This window comes from Lysinibacillus sp. NPDC096418, assembly GCF_044762775.1.
GTDB lineage: Bacteria > Bacillota > Bacilli > Bacillales_A > Planococcaceae > Lysinibacillus.
Genome location: NZ_JBIWEY010000055.1, coordinates 1 through 18,312 on the forward strand (window position 1 = coordinate 1; position 18,312 = coordinate 18,312).

Below are 18,312 nucleotides of genomic sequence, written 5' to 3' on the forward strand. Positions count from 1 at the left end.
GCTGTCCGTCAGACTTCATGGAACCGCCGTATACGGATCCGTACGTACGGTGGTGTGAGAGGACGGGAGTTAGTCGCTCCCTCCTACTCGATTTTGTAAAAATTCCTTAAAGAAAAAGTAAAGCTGACATCTAGCTGACACATTGGACTTTTATAGTAGGCAATGTAAATAAAGCTACATCGTTCAGGAAGGGAGATATAAAAATGTTGAAGTATAAAAGGAGTTTCAGAGTAATAGTCTTACCGATCGTGTTATCGGCTCTACTAGTGGGTTGCTCAAATAGTAGTGATTATGTAGCGAAAGTAGAGGGTGAAAAGATTTTACAAACAGAGCTTGATGAGGCATTACTCAACCAATATGGTGCAGAGGTGCTCGATACATTAATCACCAATAAAATTGTGGAGCTCGAAGCGAAGAAGCAAAATATTAATGTTTCAGATGAGGTCATTCAAGCTGAGTATGAAGAATTTGTAGAAGCATACGGCGGTGTAGATTCAGTAAATGAAGTGCTTGAAGCAAATGGTTTAACAGAGGATGCGCTGAAAGACAATATTCGTAACTATCAATTAACGAAGCAAGTTATTGCAGCAAGTATTGAGATTACTGATGAGGAAGTAGAGGAGTATTTTGAAAACAACAAGGATAATTACGGGCAAGATGAACAAATCGTAGCAAGTCATATTTTGCTCGAAGATGAGACGACTGCCAAAGAAGTCTTAACGAAAGTAAAAGCAGGTGAAGATTTTGCAGAATTAGCAAAGGAGTATTCTGTTGATACAGAAACCAAAGAGGATGGCGGTGATTTAGGCTATGTTAGCCGAGGTCGAATGGATGAGGCCTTTGAAGAAGCTATGTTTGCGCTTGAGAAGGATGCTGTGAGCGAGGTAGTGCAAACGCCCGAAGGCTATCACATCATAAAAGTAACTGGCAAAGTACCAGCGGAGGAAGCGGTATTTGAAGATATAAAAGATGAAGTATATGAAACCGTACTCGAATCCCGAGTGAATGACGAGTATGCAGCGTGGGTAACTGACAAAAAAGCCGAATATGACATTGAGACAAAATTAACAAAATAAGGAGTGACTATGGTGCCAATACAAACTTCTTTTAATCCCAATGGCCGTAAAGAAATAAAACAAGCTATTTCATATGCAGACTACGCTATTTTAAAAAGTAAGTTGCAGCATGTGATGCAACTTGATCGAAATGCAGGAATAAATGGCAAATATTTAATTCGAAGTACGTATTTCGATAACTTTGAGAACAAAGTGTTGAATGAGAAAAAAGAAGGCTATTTAAATCGTGACAAATACCGGGTCCGTATTTATGGGAAATCTGCTGAAGTAATAAATTTAGAACGAAAAAGTAAACGCAATAACCTAACATTCAAATCAAAATGTGCTATCACACAAAATGAATTTGAACTAATGCGTATCGGTGATTTTTCATGGATGGAAAAGGATGAACGTGCATTGATACGCGATTTGTTCCATGAAATGAAATACAGTCAGCTAAAGCCGATGACAGTGGTCGATTATGAACGGGAGGCATACACCTACCTTTATGGTAACGTACGTGTCACATTCGATAGTAAAGTCCAATCGAGCATGCGAAATACGGATATGTTCAATAAGAACTTACCAATGGTCGATGTACTAGAACCCAATCTTGTTATTTTAGAAGTAAAGTATGATGAGTATTTACCTGACATCATTAAGTTTTTACTGCAATCAGTGGATACACGTGCAGAAGCTTATTCAAAATATCAACTTAGTCGTATGTACGGCTAATCTAGTTATGTATTAACTTAAAGGAGAGAATGACAATGAATAATACAAATTTTGGTGATATTTTTAAATCTAATTTCTTAGAGAAGACAACATCATTTTCGCTAACTGACTCACTAATAGGGTTGGTCGTAGCCTTTTTTATTGGGCTATTCATTTATGCGGTATACAAAAAAACATTCAATGGTGTAATTTACTCACATTCTTTTAATATCTCTTTACTCATCATGACAATGGCAACTTCATTAGTCATTATGGGTATTAGCTCAAACGTTTTATTATCACTCGGTATGGTAGGGGCTTTATCGATTGTTCGTTTCCGCACACCGATTAAAGATCCAATGGATTTAGTATATATTTTCTGGGCAATAGTTTCGGGTATCCTATGTGGTGCAGGTTTCATCCCTCTTGTCATTATTGGTGCTGTATTAATTGGTGTAGTACTACTTGTATTTGTGAACAAAATTACGGTTGAAAATCCTTACTTACTCATTGTGAAATTTGAGGAGGATTTAGCTTGTGAGGAAGTAGAACGCATCATCGCAGCACAATCGAAAAAATTCGCTTTAAAGTCAAAATCAATTATTCAAGACTATGAAATTGAATTTACTTACGAAATTCGTGTTAAACAAAATGATGCAAAAGTGATGGACACAATTACAAAAGTGCCTGGCGTAAAATCAGCAGTAATGCTTAGCTACGATGGTAATTTTACAGCTTAATCAAAACATTAAGAGATCTGATGTACGTCAGGTCTCTTCTCACTACTAGGAAGAAAAGAGGTACCACATTATGATTAAAAACCGAGTTGTCTATTCGTGTATGGCGATTCTGCTCGTACTCTTTATCGTGATGTTAGCCGTGCTCCCAAATATAAAGATTGAAACAAAAAATGATGAGTTTTCCTATGAGACACTCGTTTTTAATAAGAGCAAAGTAACTACGGTAGATATTGAAATAGCTGAGGAAGATTGGGCAGATATGCTGGCAAATGCAGCAGAAGAGGAATTAAAGCAGGCAAATGTCACAGTGAATGGCAAAAGAATTGAAAACGTGGCAATTCGTACGAAGGGGAATTCATCGCTTCGTTCAGTCGTTAATAGTGATTCAGATCGTTATAGCTTGAAAATCGACTTTGATTACTATGATAATAGCCAAAGCTTATATGGCTTAAAAAAATTAAACTTAAACAATAACTATAGCGATACAACGTTAATGCGAGAGTACATTTCATATGAGTTAATGGAGAAAATGGGTCTACCAACTCCTAATAATTCATATATGTATGTCACAGTAAATGGTGAAGAAAGAGGGTTATATTTAGGTGTAGAAGCTATCGATGAGACATTCCTTGCCAATAATTTTGGTTCAAACGATGGTTTCTTGTTTAAGCCTGATGGCACGGGAAGTGATTTGAAGTATATTAGCGATAATATCGATGATTACACAGGGATTGGACTAAAAACGAATGAAGATAATATAGAGGATTCTAAGCTGATAGAAATGCTAAATGTTATCAATAACGGTGGCGATCTCGAAAAGTATATTGATGTTGATGAAATGTTGCGTTATTTTGCTGTCAATACGGCACTTGTGAGCCTAGACAGTTATCAAGGCAGTATGAAGCACAATTACTATTTGTATGAAGATAATGGTGTATTCTCCATTATTCCATGGGATTATAATATGTCATTCGGTGGCTTCGGCGTTGGGATGGGAGGCAGACCAAACCAAGTACAAGTAAATACAGCTACTGAAACAAACGGTACAGACGAGGCTGACACTGATCCGCTAATGAATAATCAAGATGTGCAACCACCACAAAATGGAGAAATGCCACAGGGTGGCCCACAGCGAGAAGGTAATCAGCCCCCTGTAATGAATGGCAATGGACCTCAAATGCCAGAAATTGAACAAAATCAAAATCCTGTACAAGAAGAAACGCAAGTTAACACAAATACTAATGCTGATACACAGCAGCAAGCTGGGAATCGACCACAACGTGGTGGCATGGATATGGATATGGGGATGGGCATGTCGGGCAAATTAATGTCTGATAGTGCTATCAACTTCAGTATTACAACACCTGTATCAGGCACGACGTTAGAAGAACGTCCTTTATTGAATGCGCTGCTTTCAAATGATGAATATCGTGAGATCTATGAAGGTTATATAGAGGAGTTAGCTACGACTTATTTAACAGAAGACTACGTACAGAACATTACAAATAATTTAGCAGCGATGTTAACAACTTATGTTGAGGCTGATCCTACAAAATTCTCGACAACTGAGCAATTTTTAGAAGGAGTTGAAGGGGACAACAGTTTACCAGAGTTTGCGAAACAACGTTCAACATCCATCTTAAAACAATTGTCTGGTGAGCTTGTTGTTGAGGCTGATACGTCTTCACAAGGCGGCGGTCCAAAAGAAAATGGTGAACAAGCAGGTAATATGGATAATAATCCACTGCAAATGCCGTCCGACTTTGACCCTAGTCAAATGCCAGAGGATTGGGATTTTTCACAAATGCCTCAGAGGGGCGAACAAAATGGAGACCAAATGCAAAGGCCGAATCGAAATGAAGAATCAATGGGCATGCGCGGACAAGCTAATGAGGGAACAGTGACACTGGTTAGCATTGATAAAAACACAGTGATTATGGTGCTCATCTCTCTAGTAATATTATTAAGCGCTCTAGTATTTGTTTTCCGCTTTAATCGACGTGGTCGTTAAAAAAATAAGCCATATCCAAACTTTTGGGTATGGTTTTTGCTTTTTCACGTGCTAAAATTAATCATTCATTTTCCGAGGGAGTCCTTTATTTGAATGAACAACAATTTGATAAATATTTAAATATAAATACAATAGGAGAGCAGTATGGCTTTCCGAAATTAGCCCATTATCATCGGTATGAACCGACGCCATACGCAGGACTAGAACAGTTGTTTGAACAGTACGAGTTACCTGAAAATCCTGTATTTGTGGATATGGGGTGTGGTAAAGGGCGCGTGCCAATCTACATACATGATAAATTTCATATCCCAACAGTAGGTGTAGAAATGGATGCTGGTTTTCATGCAGAAGCGGAGCACAATAAAATAAATTACGTTCAAAAGAAACACAAAGGCGAGCTCATAGCCTTTGAACACGTAATTGCTGAGGAATATTCCATTAAATCAGTTGATAATGTATTTTTCTTTTTTAATCCTTTTTCCATTAAGATTTTCCGAACGGTCATCCATAATATTTGGAAGTCTTATGAACTAAATATGCGTGAAATCCACCTTATTTTGTATTACCCGTCACATGACTATTTGCAATTTCTAGAATACGGGACACCATTTGCATTGGCACATGAAGTTTACTTACGCAACGAAACAAATATAAATGAACGTCTTTGTGTGTTTACATTGGAAAAAGCTTAGTTTACTAAGCTTTTTTATGTTGCCACAAATTGGTATGCCTAATAATAATTTGATCAATACCATTGTTTTAGTGATAGTGAAAGAGGGAAGTAAATAACAGCGAACTATGAGTGCCAATCAATTTTCAAAAAAAAGATGTGTAAAGTGGAGTTTGGAAAAGATTCAAATAATTGTTTTAAATACTAGAATAAAGGACTTAAAGTACATAGTTACTAAGTTGAGTGACTATTCATAAAAAACTAATTATACTAAAAAATCACTCTAGACTAAATAAATAGAATGTTTTACAATGTAAAAGGTTCGAATAATTATTGTTATATTTTCTAAAGGGGTAGTTATAAAATATTACTTCAGCTATTGAGGTAATAGATTTAATTGTTTATAATTATCAGAAATATCTAAAATTTGAGAAAGTTATAGGAGGATTAATTATGAGAGAGAGCAAAAAGCTTAAAAAATTCGGTTCACTTCTAGTTGCTTCATCACTCCTTGCTGGTGTGCTAGCTGGTTGTGGTGGTGGGGATGATGCAAAGCCTAGCGCTGGTGGTTCAACAGGCGGCGATAAAGATAAAACTAAAGAAGAAACAATCAAAATTGGTGCAAACTTGGAGCTGTCTGGTTCAGCAGCATCTTACGGTTCTGGTATTAACCTAGGCGCAAAGTTAGCTGTTGATGAAATTAATGCAGCGGGCGGCATCGATGGGAAGCAAATTGAATATATACCGTTAGATAATAAATCAGAAAATGCCGAAGCAGCAACAATGGCGATGAAATTAATCACACAAGAGAAAGTAGTCGCAATGATAGCACCCGCGACATCAGGAAATACAGTTGCTACAGTAACACTTGCAAATGAACAAAAAATACCGATGGTTACAGGATCGGGTACTGCAGAAAGTATAACAGTTAATGACGACGGTACAGTTAACCCATATGTATTCCGTACTTGTTTCCTTGATCCTTTCCAAGGAACAGTAGCGGGGAACTTTGCAATGAATGACTTAGGTGCGAAAAATGTTGCAATTTTTGCAGATAGCTCTTCAGATTATGCAAAGGGACTAGCGGCATCCTTTAAAGAAACCGTTGAAAAAGCTGGTCTTAAAGTAGTAGCCGAGGAAAATTATATTGCTAAAGATACTGACTTCAAAACAACGTTAACAAATGTTAAAAAAGCGAACCCTGATTTTGTATTTATTCCAGGCTATTACGAAGAGGTGGGGCTAATCGTCAAACAAGCGCGTGAAATGGGTATTACAGTACCGCTAATGGGCGCTGATGGATGGGATTCTCCGACTTTAGTAGATTTAGCTGGTGAAAAGGCATTAAATAACACATTCCAGATCAATCACTATTCTGCTAAAGATCCGGAGTCGATAATCCAAGACTTCGTGGCGGCTTTTAAAAAGGCTAATGGCGACAAAGCACCGGATGCTTTCAATGTCTTGGGCTATGACTCAATGCACTTCCTTGTAGATGCGATCAAACGAGCAGGTTCAACGGATGGCGAAGCAATTAAAAAAGCATTAGAGGGTACAAAAGATCTTAAATTAGTAACAGGTAATTTCTCAGTTGATGAAAACCATAACCCAATTAAACCAGCAACAGTTCTTGAATACAAAGACGGTAAGCAAGTGTTCAACTCTAAAGTAAATCCTTAATTCTTGTGGGCAAAGGAGGCGGACAAATTCGCCTCCTTTTTCTATGGGTAATACTTAGACATTTGATACTAGAAGCGAACATAAGATTTTAACAAAAGGAATCTAGAATAGTTGTTTATGAGGGACGTTGGACTTTCTGCGATAGGATATGTGGAAATTTGTCACGTCTTTCCCTTTCGAAAAATAAACAAAAAGGGAGTGAAGGTTCATGGAATGGATACAACAACTTGTAAATGGTATCTCACTAGGTAGTATTTATGCGTTAATAGCGTTAGGCTATACGATGGTATACGGTATTATTAAGCTGATTAACTTTGCGCATGGTGACGTGTTCATGATTGGCGCATTTATCGGTTTTTACGCAATTGCAAAATGGGAACTTGGCTTCTTTCCTGCATTATTATTAGCGATGGCGGTTTGTGCCATATTCGGTATGTTAATTGAACGTATAGCCTATAAACGTTTGCGTAATGCGACACGTATTGCTGCCCTCATTACTGCAATAGGGGTATCACTACTAATTGAATATACAACGATTTTCTTCAGAGGCGCACAGCCAGCTGCCTATCCTGAAGTAGTTCAAAATAAAATTTTAGATGTATTTGGTGTCCAAATCAGTAGTACATCTCTATTGATTTTATCGGTATCCGTTGTACTGATGCTACTTTTACAATTTATCGTACATAAAACGAAAATTGGTAAGGCGATGCGTGCAGTATCACATGATGCAGATGCAGCAAAGCTAATGGGTATAAACGTAGATAATACAATCTCAGCAACATTCGCGATTGGTTCAGCATTAGCAGGTGCTGCCGGTGTCATTTTTGGTGTGTACTATACAAAAATAGATCCGTTAATGGGTGTAATTCCAGGGGTTAAAGCGTTTATTGCCGCTGTTTTAGGTGGGATTGGTATTATTCCAGGTGCTATGGTCGGCGGAATGTTACTTGGTGTCGTGGAGTCAATTGTTAGTGCACTTGGTTTTTCTTTATGGCGCGATGCAGCGGCATTCGTTATTTTAATTGTAATTTTAATATTCAAACCATCGGGTATCTTTGGTAAAAACGCCCGCGAGAAAGTGTAGGTGAGCGGTAATGATGAAAAAGTCTAAAGTTTTCTGGGGTTATGCCGTATTAGCGCTAGTCATCTATGCCGTAGTTCAGACGTTAATTACGACGGAAGTTATTGATATTTACTATAAAAATATGTTAATCACGATGTGTATTAACATCATGTTAGCGGTAAGTTTACACATTGTTATTGGTGTTACAGGCCAATTTTCTATTGGACACGCTGGGTTCCTAGCTGTGGGTGCCTATGTTTCTGCAATTATCACAACGAAGCTTCTACTGCCTTTCCCATTAGCAATTTTCTTAGGAGCGCTGGCAGCCACAGTTGCAGGTTTAATCGTAGGTATTCCTACATTACGTTTAAAAGGGGACTATTTAGCAATTGCGACACTTGGATTTGCTGAAATAATCCGTATAGTTTTTTTAAACACAGATTACGTAGGTGGCGCAGCAGGGATGCAAGTGAAGTATTTATCGACTTGGACATATGCATTTGTAGGTGTAGTACTAACGATTGTTGTGATTGCTAACTTCACAAATTCTCGACATGGTCGTGCGTGTATTTCGATTCGTGAGGATGAAATTGCAGCGGATGCGATGGGCATTAACACAACGTACTATAAGGTAGTAGCATTTGCGATTGGATCATTCTTTGCAGGGCTAGCGGGTGCGATATTTGCTCATAACTTCTTTATTATTCAACCGGCGACTTTTGGATTCTTAAAATCATTTGATATTTTAATATACGTAGTACTTGGTGGTTTAGGAAGTCTTTCAGGCTCTGTCCTTGCAGCGATTTTCTTAACAATTGTTTCAATGTACTTAGCAAACTTCCCAGAGACTCGTATGATTATCTACAGTTTAGTACTAATAATCGTAATGCTATACCGTCCAGCGGGCTTAATGGGTACGAAAGAAATTACGAGTTTATTCAAGTTCGGTAAAAAAGGAGGGGCAAAACAATGACTAGCAGCCTTCTTCTAAATGTTGAAAACATGGGTATTCAGTTTGGTGGTTTAAAGGCGGTACAGGGCGTTAATCTGTACCTAAATAGTGGTGAATTAGTCGGACTTATTGGCCCGAATGGTGCTGGTAAAACGACAAGCTTTAACATGCTAACAGGGGTGTATAAACCAACTGAAGGCACAATAACATTCGATGGTAAAAAACTAAATGGTTTAGCTCCTTATCAAGTAACACAAAAAGGAATCAGCCGTACATTCCAAAACATACGTCTGTTTAAAGAGCTATCTGTTTTAGATAATGTAAAAGTAGCCAATCATTCGCTTGCCAAACATTCAATGTGGGCATCGATTTTCCGTTTGCCAAATCACTTTAAAGGCGAAGCCGAAATGGAGCAACAATCGATTGCGTTTTTAAAAATATTTGGCTTAGATGTTTATAAGGATGAGCTATCTAAAAATCTACCATACGGAATGCAACGTCGCTTAGAAATTGCACGAGCCCTTGCGGCAAATCCCAAACTGTTGTTACTGGACGAACCAGCAGCAGGGATGAACCCGCAGGAAACACATGATTTAATGGAATTAATCGCATTTATCCGTAAAGAGTTTGGTTTAACAATCCTTCTCATTGAACATGATATGAGCTTAGTTATGGGGATTTGTGAACGTATTTACGTACTCGACCATGGGCAACTCATTGCTAATGGTACTCCAGAGGAAATTCGCAACAATCCAAAGGTAATTGAGGCTTACCTTGGTGAGGAGGTTATCAGCTAATGCTAAAAGTACAAGATATCGATGTATTCTACGGGAACATCCAAGCATTAAAGGGCCTCTCTTTAGAAGTAAATGAGGGTGAAATTGTCACATTAATTGGTGCAAACGGTGCCGGTAAAAGTACACTACTAAAAACATTATCAGGCTTACTGAAACCAAAAGGTGGCATCATTGAATATGAAGGATTCTCGATTGCTGGTAAGGCTGCACAAACCATCGTAAAATCAGGGATTTCGCATGTACCAGAGGGTCGCCGTGTTTTTGCCAATATGTCAGTAGAAGAAAATCTAGAATTAGGTGCATATCTCCGTAATGATAAGGCGGGCATTAAAAAAGATATGAATCATGTATTTGAGCTATTTCCACGACTAGAAGAGCGTCGTAAACAGCAGTCAGGTACTTTATCTGGTGGGGAACAGCAAATGCTAGCGATGGGCCGTGCGTTGATGGCAAAACCAAAGCTATTACTAATGGACGAACCTTCAATGGGATTAGCACCGTTAATGGTTAAAAATATCTTCAATATTATAGAGCAAGTTAATAAAGAAGGTACTACTGTGTTACTAGTGGAACAAAATGCGAATATGGCTTTATCGGTTGCGAACCGTGCATATGTATTAGAAACAGGGCGTATTGTACTTTCAGGGACGGCGAAGGAATTACAAGAAAGTGAGCAGGTAAAAGCTGCTTATTTAGGTGGTTTATAAGAATCGAAGTCACGACAGCTTTTGTTGTCGTGGCTTTTTGCATTCTATTGAAAGATAGGGGTGGCGCCTGACCGTAGTCTTTTGATAGAGTAGGAGAAAGGAGTGAACATCTATGCAGAATTCAGCACAATATTTTATCGATTATTTAAATTTAGTAGAACATCCAGAAGGTGGCTATTATACGTCGACATTTCGCGCGGAAGATCAAATAACTGTACGAGAAGTAGAAAGACCATTATATACAAGCATTTATTTTTTATTACGCTCACAAGATATCTCGCATTTGCATCGTTTGAAATCAGATGAATTATGGTATTACCATGGAGGGAGCTCACTTACCGTTCATATAATTTACCCAGATGGTACGTATGAAGCGAAGAAACTAGGACTAAATTTAGAAGCAGGCGAAGTGCCACAAGTGCTCGTACCAAAGAATACAATTTTCGGTTCTTCGGTAGATGATGCAGATACATTTAGTTTAGTTGGTTGTATGGTTGCACCAGGATTCGACTTTGCAGATTTTGAAATGTTTACGCAGGCAGAGCTGCTAGCTGATTTTCCACAGCATGAGGCAGTCATTCGTAAAATGGCGTATGAGAAAATTGAATAACTGGTTAAAAGAGGGGGCTGCCCGAAGAGTAAGGTAGTGTGCTGAGAGTACTTTTAATATGCCGTTTTTTTGATGTAAAGGTAAAAATCCACGTAGACTCCTGCGGGAACAGCACAAGACGTAAGACGCAACAAACCGCGCGGAGCGAGGGTTGCGACTTACGCTGTGCCCGCGGAAAGCGAAGTGGATTTTTACCATATAGAAAGCCAGTTGTTCTGCTTAAAGGGACTTATTGGATAGCCTTCTCATTTTGTAGGAAACGCTCACCAAATAATTTCCTCTGGATACTTGATGTTAATTTGAAGTTCGTGAAGAGCGTTTTTAGTCGTTTTTGCTGCTTCTATTAGTTGTGCTTTTAAAGCTATGTATTCCTCGTCTTCGAGCATAAGACGTAAGGCAAAAGCAGCAAGATGCGCTTTGCGTTCTTCTGTACTTAAATGTATAAATTCTATATTAAGTACATCGACATATTGCGTAGCATAACGGAATGTCAATGGCATCTTTGTATGTAGCATTTTTAAAAATACGAGATACTCTTCTTCATCAAGTTCTTGTTCCAAACACTCAGCTACCGTTGCTTGGAATTTACGAATCGTGGCAATATGTATATTCCAATCGGAAGCATCAATTCGTTCTTGATGTAGTCGAATAAAATCATTTAACGCAATTGCAGTAAAAATAAGCTCTGGCCAAAATACTTCAGTTGAAAAATATACATTTTTTTTAGGTACAATCATTTGATGCTGCGTTAGAATACTCTTGTTTAGGCCGTTACCGACAAATTCTATATGATAATCGCCTTGAGTAGCATGACGAAGATTGTAACAGACACCAAGGATGCGATTACGCGCACCTTGGTAGTCATAGTACTTATTTTCATCACCTGTAATAGCATAAATAGCATTGATAAGTTCATCTAAATCCCAAAAATCCCCACTGATGCGAGCGCCTGTGAGCTGCTCTGTACTTTGAATCGAAAGCATATCTGTGTCCCCTTTATGAAATTCATTATTTTGGTGTGTAGTCTAGTAGTTTAAATAGCTCTGCTCTTTCTTTATCTGTTAGATCGCGCCATTGCCCGACTTTTAAATTACCGAGCTTAATATTCATAATGCGAATACGTTGTAGTCGTTTGACTGAGTATCCAAGTGCAGAACACATACGGCGAATTTGGCGATTTAGCCCCTGTTCTAAAATGATTTTAAACACTTTATCCGAAATTTTTTCCACATGACAAGGTAAAGTTGTTGTATCTAATATATCTACACCCGCGCCCATTTTTTGAATGAATTCATCGGTAATTGAATGATCGACTTGGACAATGTATTCTTTTTCATGATGATTTTCAGCACGTAATATTTTATTAACGATATCACCATCGTTTGTTAGTAGTAATAGGCCTTCAGAGTCCTTGTCGAGTCGGCCGATATGGAAAATTCGTAGTGGATGATTAATGAAGTCCACGACATTACCTTTAATATGTTGTTCAGTTGTACTTGTAATGCCTACCGGTTTATTCAGTACAATATATACAAGCTGCTCTTCTTTTTTCACTTCTTTACCATCTACACAAACAACATCTCCGACTTCCACTTGACTACCGACAGTTGCAAGTTCACCATTAATTGTTACTTTGCCTTCCTCAACCCATCTATCAGCGCCACGACGTGATACGATACCAGTTTCACTTAAATATTTATTAATACGCATATCTGTCTCCTATACAATTTTAGTTATGTTAAGTATACCGTATCAATGGATTTCACGTGAATTTTTGAAGGTATTCTAGTAAAAATAAATTCTATATAAAATTTCCCATATAAAAGTTGTAATTATTATTCTTTTCTGACAATATAGTGGTTAAGAAGATATATAGAGAAATGTTGTTATTTCTATATAAAATAATGATTTTTCTAGATGTTTTCTAATTATTTTGTGTAAAGGGGAGAAGTAAAATGGTTTATGCATTTCCAAACACTCAAGGATCGGTAGTTCAATTCAAAGAGAAATATGATAATTATATTGGTGGCGAATGGACACCCCCTGTAAAAGGCCAATACTTTGATAATGTTACTCCTGTTACTGGACAAGTTTTTACACAAGCAGCCCGTTCGACAGCAGAGGATATTGAACTTGCACTTGACGCAGCACATGCGGCTAAAGATGCATGGGGGCAAACATCTGTAACAGAACGCTCAAATATTTTACTTAAGATAGCAGATCGAATTGAAGAAAACCTAGAAAAGCTTGCTGTTGCTGAATCATGGGATAATGGTAAAGCAGTGCGTGAGACATTAAATGCTGATATTCCTTTAGCAATAGATCACTTTCGTTATTTCGCGGGAGCTCTTCGTGCACAAGAGGGAGCGCTAAGTCAGGTGGATAATGATACTGTAGCTTATCATTTCCATGAACCGATTGGTGTAGTTGGACAAATTATTCCGTGGAACTTCCCTATTCTAATGGCTGTTTGGAAGCTAGCACCTGCTTTGGCAGCAGGAAATTGTGTTGTATTAAAGCCAGCAGAGCAAACTCCAGTATCTATTATGGTATTACTAGAGTTAATTGAAGATTTACTACCACCAGGTGTACTGAATGTAGTGAATGGTTTTGGTTTGGAAGCAGGGAAACCACTTGCATCGAATCCACGTATCGGCAAAATTGCCTTTACTGGTGAAACGACTACTGGTCGCTTAATTATGCAATATGCTTCTCAAAATCTTATTCCAGTTACGTTAGAGCTAGGCGGGAAATCTCCAAATATTTTCTTCGAAGATATTATGGATAAAGATGACGCCTTTTTAGATAAAGCAGTAGAAGGCTTTGTATTATTTGCACTGAACCAAGGGGAAGTATGTACATGCCCTTCACGTGCGTTAATTCAAGAATCTATATACGATGCATTTATGGAACGTGTTATTCAACGTGTAGAAGCAATTCAAACAGGCAATCCATTAGATCCAAATACGATGATGGGTGCACAAGCTTCAAGCGAGCAAATGGAGAAAATTCTTTCTTACTTAGATATTGGTAAGCAAGAGGGTGCTGATTGCCTAATTGGTGGTGAGCGTAATAATCTTGGTGGCGAATTTGAAAATGGTTACTACATTAAACCGACAGTCTTTAAAGGACATAACAAAATGCGTATTTTCCAAGAAGAAATTTTCGGGCCGGTTGTGGCAGTAACAACGTTCAAGACAAAAGAAGAAGCGCTTGAAATTGCTAACGACACATTATACGGCTTAGGTTCAGGTGTATGGACGCGTGACATGAATACGGCATATCGTTTCGGTCGTGGTATTCAAGCGGGACGCGTTTGGACAAACTGCTACCATGCATACCCTGCACATGCTGCATTCGGCGGTTATAAGATGTCAGGTATTGGCCGTGAAAATCATAAAATGATGTTATCGCACTACCAACAAACGAAAAACTTACTAGTTAGCTATGGCGAAAACAAACTTGGTTTCTTCTAATCAGTAAGGGGGTGTGAGGCGTGGGCGAACGTGTGAAAGCAACGGAAGAAGCGCTGGCACTGATTCATTTATTGAGAGACAAGCATGGACCGATTATGTTTCATCAATCTGGTGGATGCTGTGATGGTTCCTCACCAATGTGTTATCCTGTTGGGGATTTAATACTTGGTGATCAAGATGTATGTCTAGGTGAAGTTGGTGATGCCCAATTTTATATGCACAAAAATCAGTATGAATATTGGAAACACACACAAATCATTTTAGATGTTGTCGACGGACGAGGCGGTATGTTTTCACTTGATGGTGTGGAAGGTAAACGATTTTTGACAAGGTCTAGAGCGTTTTCTAAAGAAGAATTAACAGAGTTAAATTTGATTTGAATAATTTAGTTGAAGCAGCGCTGAGGAAAATTTTACATTTTTCTTACCGCTGTTTTTCATTTAGCTAAATAATGTTCTGAGCTTCTTATTTTTTGGGGACCTTTGTAAAAGTAAAAATAATCGCATACGTTCCTGCAAATTTATGTCGAATAAAAATTTTTTATTAATGGTTGTAATCATTAGGAACACCTCAACTATTTTTTTCTTTTATTAAAACATATTAAACCTACTCCTATACATTAATTTAACGTTACATTTTATTATGAATATTACAAATGGTCGAATCTTTTGTAATACATAATGCGTAAATAATAAAAAGGAGTGTGTTGGAAATGGACTTTGTCATAATTGAAAATCAATTTACACAAACAGTAGATGAGGTAGCAAAAGCAGCCGGTTGGACCGTTGACCGCAAAATAGTTTTAGCGATTGCTAGTACGTATGTAGCTTCTGGTAAAACATTTGATGCGATAAAATATAAAGAAATCCTGCAAGAGATGAAAAAGCAATCATCTTGGGTGTCTCCGTTACGTACTTCTGTTGGTTATAGCATTGCGGCCAGCTTAATGGAGGAAGAAAGCTCGGAACAAGCTGTGGAAAACCTAATAAAAAATGAGAAGATACTAAAATCAGCTAAATTTAAAAGCGGCAGTTTTAGCTTTATTGGTGCTCAGTTTTTGACAAAGAATGATCACGAAAAAAAGGCACATGCGCAAAATGCACGAACTTTGTATGAAGCAATTCGTAAGCATCATCGATTTTTGACGTCATTTGATGATATTCCATATACCGTATTACTAAGTGGTCCAAATGAGGATGCCGGTTTACGTGCTGAAACTATGAATCGTTATTACAAAGAGCTTCGCACATACAATTTTAGCGCGGGTAATGAACTACAGTGGCTTTCACAGGTACTGACATTTTCTTCAGCACAGTATGATAGTAATCTTGTACCAAGCGTTGTAGCTATACGTGATACGCTAAAAAAGCAAAATGTTAAAGTGAAGTATATGCATTACCCATTACTCGGTTTTTTAGCAATTCTTAAATTGAACGCATTGCAACTACAGCAAGTAATAGATTTGTATCATGAATTAAAGGGTATGAAGTTATTAAAATGGCATCGTGAATTTGTCCTATTCATGGCTGTGCAAATAGCAATTTACGATATGGCGATTGTACAACAGTCTTTGTCGATGGCAATTATGTCATCCATTGAGCTATTGATACAAGCACAGCAGGCCGCAATGATGGCAACAATAACGGCTGCAGCGGTCGCATCTAGTTCTAGTTCTTCATGATAAGATATGGAAGAATACAATTATCCGGGGGGCTTTTTAATAATGAAGGAAACAAAACTATGGATTAATGGGCAATGGCAAGATACAACAAAAGTATATGATCTTACTTCACCGTATAGTGGTGGAGTAATTGCAAAGGTGGCCAAGGGCTCGGTTCAGGATGTAGAACGTGCTATAAGGGGTGCGCATGAGGCGTTCCAATTATTTAAAAAGACAACAGCGTATGAGCGTGCCGAAATTTTATATAGAGTTGTCGATATTTTACGAGGTCGTAAGGGAGAATTAGCTGAAATATTAGCGCTAGAAGCAGGAAAACCTTTATCTGCAGGCTTAACTGAAATTGATCGTACTATTGCTACATATCAATTTGCAGCAGAGAGTGCTAAGCAGGCAATGGGAGAGACGGTGCCAATGGACGCGGCACCAGGTGCTGGCGATCGTATTGGGTGGACAAAACGAGAACCACTAGGTGTAATATCTGCGATTACTCCATTTAACTTTCCATTCAATCTAGTAGCTCATAAATTGGGTCCAGCCTTTGCAGTTGGAAATACAGTTGTGTTAAAGCCAGCTACACAAACGCCGCTTAGCTCGATTGTAATGGCTGAAATCTTTAAAGAGGCAGGATTACCAGATGGAGCTTTGCAGATCGTGACAGGTAGCGGAAGCGAGTTAAGTGATACACTTGTCACGCATCCACTTGTGAAGAAAGTGACGTTCACAGGCAGTGGTAAAGTTGGGCTAGGTATTAAAGAAAAGGTCGGCTTACGTAAAGTAACACTAGAACTTGGCTCGAATGCAGCGGTCATTGTAGAGCCATCTACACCAATTGATAAAGTCATTTCACGGTGCGTTAGTGGGGCATTTAATTTTGCTGGACAGGTTTGTATTTCTTTACAGCGTATTTATGTGCATTCCTCAATTGTCGATGAATTTACGAAAGCATTTGTTGCAGAAACAGAGAAGCTAGTTGTAGGTGATCCCCTCGATAAAAACACAGATATTAGTGCGATGATTAACCCTGGAGAAGTAGCGCGTATTCGAGAATGGATTGACGAAGCGAAGAATCAAGGGGCTGTTGTAGCTACAGGTGGGAGTTTTACAGAGCGTACTTTAACGCCGACTGTCATGACAAATGTGACGGCGGATATGAAAGTTATTTGTCAGGAAACATTTGCGCCAATCGTCTCAATTGTTTCATATGAAACATTAGACGACGCTATTCGACTTGTAAATGAGTCGGAACTTGGCTTAAATGCTGGTATTTATACGAATATATTACCAGATGCATTGCATGCTGCAGATGAATTGCAGGCAGGTGCGGTCATTATTAATGATATTCCGACATTCCGTGTCGATAATATGCCTTATGGGGGCATTAAGATGAGTGGATATGGTCGTGAAGGCATCAAGTGGGCCATTGAAGAGATGACGGATGTGAAGTTTATTACGATGAAAAAGTCGTTCTAGTTATGAGAAAATTGATTTAAAATAATAATCGCGATACGATGGTGGAATCATATACACGAAGGGATGTAAAATCTACTATGACAAACAATGCAGTACCAATGAGCCAATCACGTACGGTTCAATCGCGTCTTGTATTGCCGCCAGATACAAATAACCACAATTCCATCTTTGGAGGAAGGGTGCTAGCTTATATTGACGAAATTGCTGCCATTACAGCGATGAAGCATGCAAAAGGCCATGTTGTTACAGCTTCAATAGATTCGGTTGATTTTTTATCATCAGCACATGTGGGCGATATTCTTGAAATTGAAAGCATCGTTTCCTCGACAGGTCGTTCTTCGATGGAAGTTTATGTCCGAGTCGTTTCACGAAACATTGAAACAGGTGAAGAAAAGTTAACGACAGAATCATTTGTAACGATGGTTGCTGTGGATAGTAAGGGCAATCCGAAGGCTATTCCGGGGATTTATCCGGAAACCGATGCGGAAAAACGTTTGTTTGAAACAGGACCAGCCCGTAGAGAGCACCGGAAACAAAAACGTTTATTGTCACACTAATGAAAAAGGAAATTGATGAGGTAATATCAATTTCCTTTTTTTGGTGCGCCCGGCATGCACATGAACTATAGGGTGTAAGTCCCGAACCCCGAAGACAGAAGTAGAGGTTAGCCAAGAGCAAGGGTGTCC

At 38.5% G+C, this 18,312-nt stretch carries 18 protein-coding genes; 16 read left to right on the forward strand and 2 right to left on the reverse strand.

The genetic code is table 11. The features are described from left to right. The first annotated feature begins 203 nt into the window (after positions 1-203). The 11 genes from ACIQZG_RS23405 (at position 204) to ACIQZG_RS23455 (ending at position 10,999) form a co-directional block, all read left to right on the forward strand. On the forward strand, positions 204-1,076 hold the full coding sequence (locus ACIQZG_RS23405; protein ID WP_402758392.1) for a peptidylprolyl isomerase: 873 nt from the start codon (positions 204-206) through the stop codon (positions 1,074-1,076). Between the two features lie 9 nt (positions 1,077-1,085). Further along, positions 1,086-1,790: a polyphosphate polymerase domain-containing protein gene (locus ACIQZG_RS23410; protein ID WP_402758394.1), complete on the forward strand. Its 705-nt coding sequence runs from the start codon at positions 1,086-1,088 to the stop codon at positions 1,788-1,790. A gap of 35 nt (positions 1,791-1,825) precedes the next feature. Continuing rightward, positions 1,826-2,509 carry a DUF4956 domain-containing protein gene (locus ACIQZG_RS23415; RefSeq protein ID WP_402758396.1) on the forward strand — a complete coding sequence of 228 codons (684 nt, stop codon included), beginning with the start codon at positions 1,826-1,828 and terminating at the stop codon, positions 2,507-2,509. Between the two features lie 70 nt (positions 2,510-2,579). Then, positions 2,580-4,520, forward strand: a complete 1,941-nt coding sequence (locus tag ACIQZG_RS23420) for a CotH kinase family protein (protein ID WP_402758398.1) — start codon at positions 2,580-2,582, stop codon at positions 4,518-4,520. An 89-nt stretch (positions 4,521-4,609) separates the two neighbouring features. Beyond that, a complete protein-coding gene (locus tag ACIQZG_RS23425) occupies positions 4,610-5,212 on the forward strand; it encodes a class I SAM-dependent methyltransferase (protein WP_402758400.1) in 603 nt (200 codons plus the stop codon). A gap of 431 nt (positions 5,213-5,643) precedes the next feature. Continuing rightward, positions 5,644-6,870 carry an ABC transporter substrate-binding protein gene (locus tag ACIQZG_RS23430; protein WP_402758402.1) on the forward strand — a complete coding sequence of 409 codons (1,227 nt, stop codon included), beginning with the start codon at positions 5,644-5,646 and terminating at the stop codon, positions 6,868-6,870. Between the two features lie 208 nt (positions 6,871-7,078). Continuing rightward, positions 7,079-7,954 (forward strand): branched-chain amino acid ABC transporter permease, encoded by an 876-nt coding sequence (locus ACIQZG_RS23435; protein WP_402758404.1) that lies wholly within the window; start codon positions 7,079-7,081, stop codon positions 7,952-7,954. Positions 7,955-7,967: 13 nt separating this feature from the next. After that, positions 7,968-8,906 carry a branched-chain amino acid ABC transporter permease gene (locus ACIQZG_RS23440; RefSeq protein WP_402758406.1) on the forward strand — a complete coding sequence of 313 codons (939 nt, stop codon included), beginning with the start codon at positions 7,968-7,970 and terminating at the stop codon, positions 8,904-8,906. Next, positions 8,903-9,682: an ABC transporter ATP-binding protein gene (locus ACIQZG_RS23445; RefSeq protein WP_402758408.1), complete on the forward strand. Its 780-nt coding sequence runs from the start codon at positions 8,903-8,905 to the stop codon at positions 9,680-9,682. Before ACIQZG_RS23440 ends, ACIQZG_RS23445 begins: the two co-directional genes overlap by 4 nt. Further along, on the forward strand, positions 9,682-10,389 hold the full coding sequence (locus ACIQZG_RS23450; protein WP_402758410.1) for an ABC transporter ATP-binding protein: 708 nt from the start codon (positions 9,682-9,684) through the stop codon (positions 10,387-10,389). The genes ACIQZG_RS23445 and ACIQZG_RS23450 overlap by 1 nt, the downstream gene beginning before the upstream one ends. A 112-nt stretch (positions 10,390-10,501) precedes the next feature. Further along, positions 10,502-10,999 (forward strand): cupin domain-containing protein, encoded by a 498-nt coding sequence (locus ACIQZG_RS23455; RefSeq protein ID WP_402758412.1) that lies wholly within the window; start codon positions 10,502-10,504, stop codon positions 10,997-10,999. Positions 11,000-11,262: 263 nt separating this feature from the next. On the opposite strand, the gene ACIQZG_RS23460 is transcribed toward ACIQZG_RS23455, so the two are convergent. Both ACIQZG_RS23460 and rluF read right to left on the reverse strand, forming a co-directional pair. Next, positions 11,263-11,982: a DUF6904 family protein gene (locus ACIQZG_RS23460; protein WP_402758414.1), complete on the reverse strand. Its 720-nt coding sequence runs from the start codon at positions 11,980-11,982 to the stop codon at positions 11,263-11,265. A gap of 25 nt (positions 11,983-12,007) precedes the next feature. Beyond that, positions 12,008-12,709, reverse strand: coding sequence for a 23S rRNA pseudouridine(2604) synthase RluF (gene rluF / locus ACIQZG_RS23465; RefSeq protein ID WP_402758416.1), 702 nt, complete (start codon positions 12,707-12,709; stop codon positions 12,008-12,010). Between the two features lie 245 nt (positions 12,710-12,954). On the opposite strand from rluF, the gene adh reads away from it, so the two are divergent. The 5 genes from adh to ACIQZG_RS23490 all read left to right on the forward strand — a co-directional run bounded on the left by adh (position 12,955) and on the right by ACIQZG_RS23490 (position 18,183). Continuing rightward, on the forward strand, positions 12,955-14,475 hold the full coding sequence (gene adh, locus ACIQZG_RS23470) for an aldehyde dehydrogenase (RefSeq protein WP_402758418.1): 1,521 nt from the start codon (positions 12,955-12,957) through the stop codon (positions 14,473-14,475). Positions 14,476-14,495: 20 nt separating this feature from the next. Next, positions 14,496-14,855 carry a DUF779 domain-containing protein gene (locus ACIQZG_RS23475; protein ID WP_402758420.1) on the forward strand — a complete coding sequence of 120 codons (360 nt, stop codon included), beginning with the start codon at positions 14,496-14,498 and terminating at the stop codon, positions 14,853-14,855. A 332-nt stretch (positions 14,856-15,187) separates the two neighbouring features. Next, positions 15,188-16,156, forward strand: coding sequence for a DUF4003 family protein (locus tag ACIQZG_RS23480; protein ID WP_402758421.1), 969 nt, complete (start codon positions 15,188-15,190; stop codon positions 16,154-16,156). A gap of 42 nt (positions 16,157-16,198) precedes the next feature. Next, a complete protein-coding gene (locus ACIQZG_RS23485; RefSeq protein ID WP_402758423.1) occupies positions 16,199-17,626 on the forward strand; it encodes an aldehyde dehydrogenase family protein in 1,428 nt (475 codons plus the stop codon). Between the two features lie 77 nt (positions 17,627-17,703). Further along, positions 17,704-18,183, forward strand: coding sequence for an acyl-CoA thioesterase (locus ACIQZG_RS23490; RefSeq protein WP_402758425.1), 480 nt, complete (start codon positions 17,704-17,706; stop codon positions 18,181-18,183). Positions 18,184-18,312 lie beyond the last annotated feature (129 nt).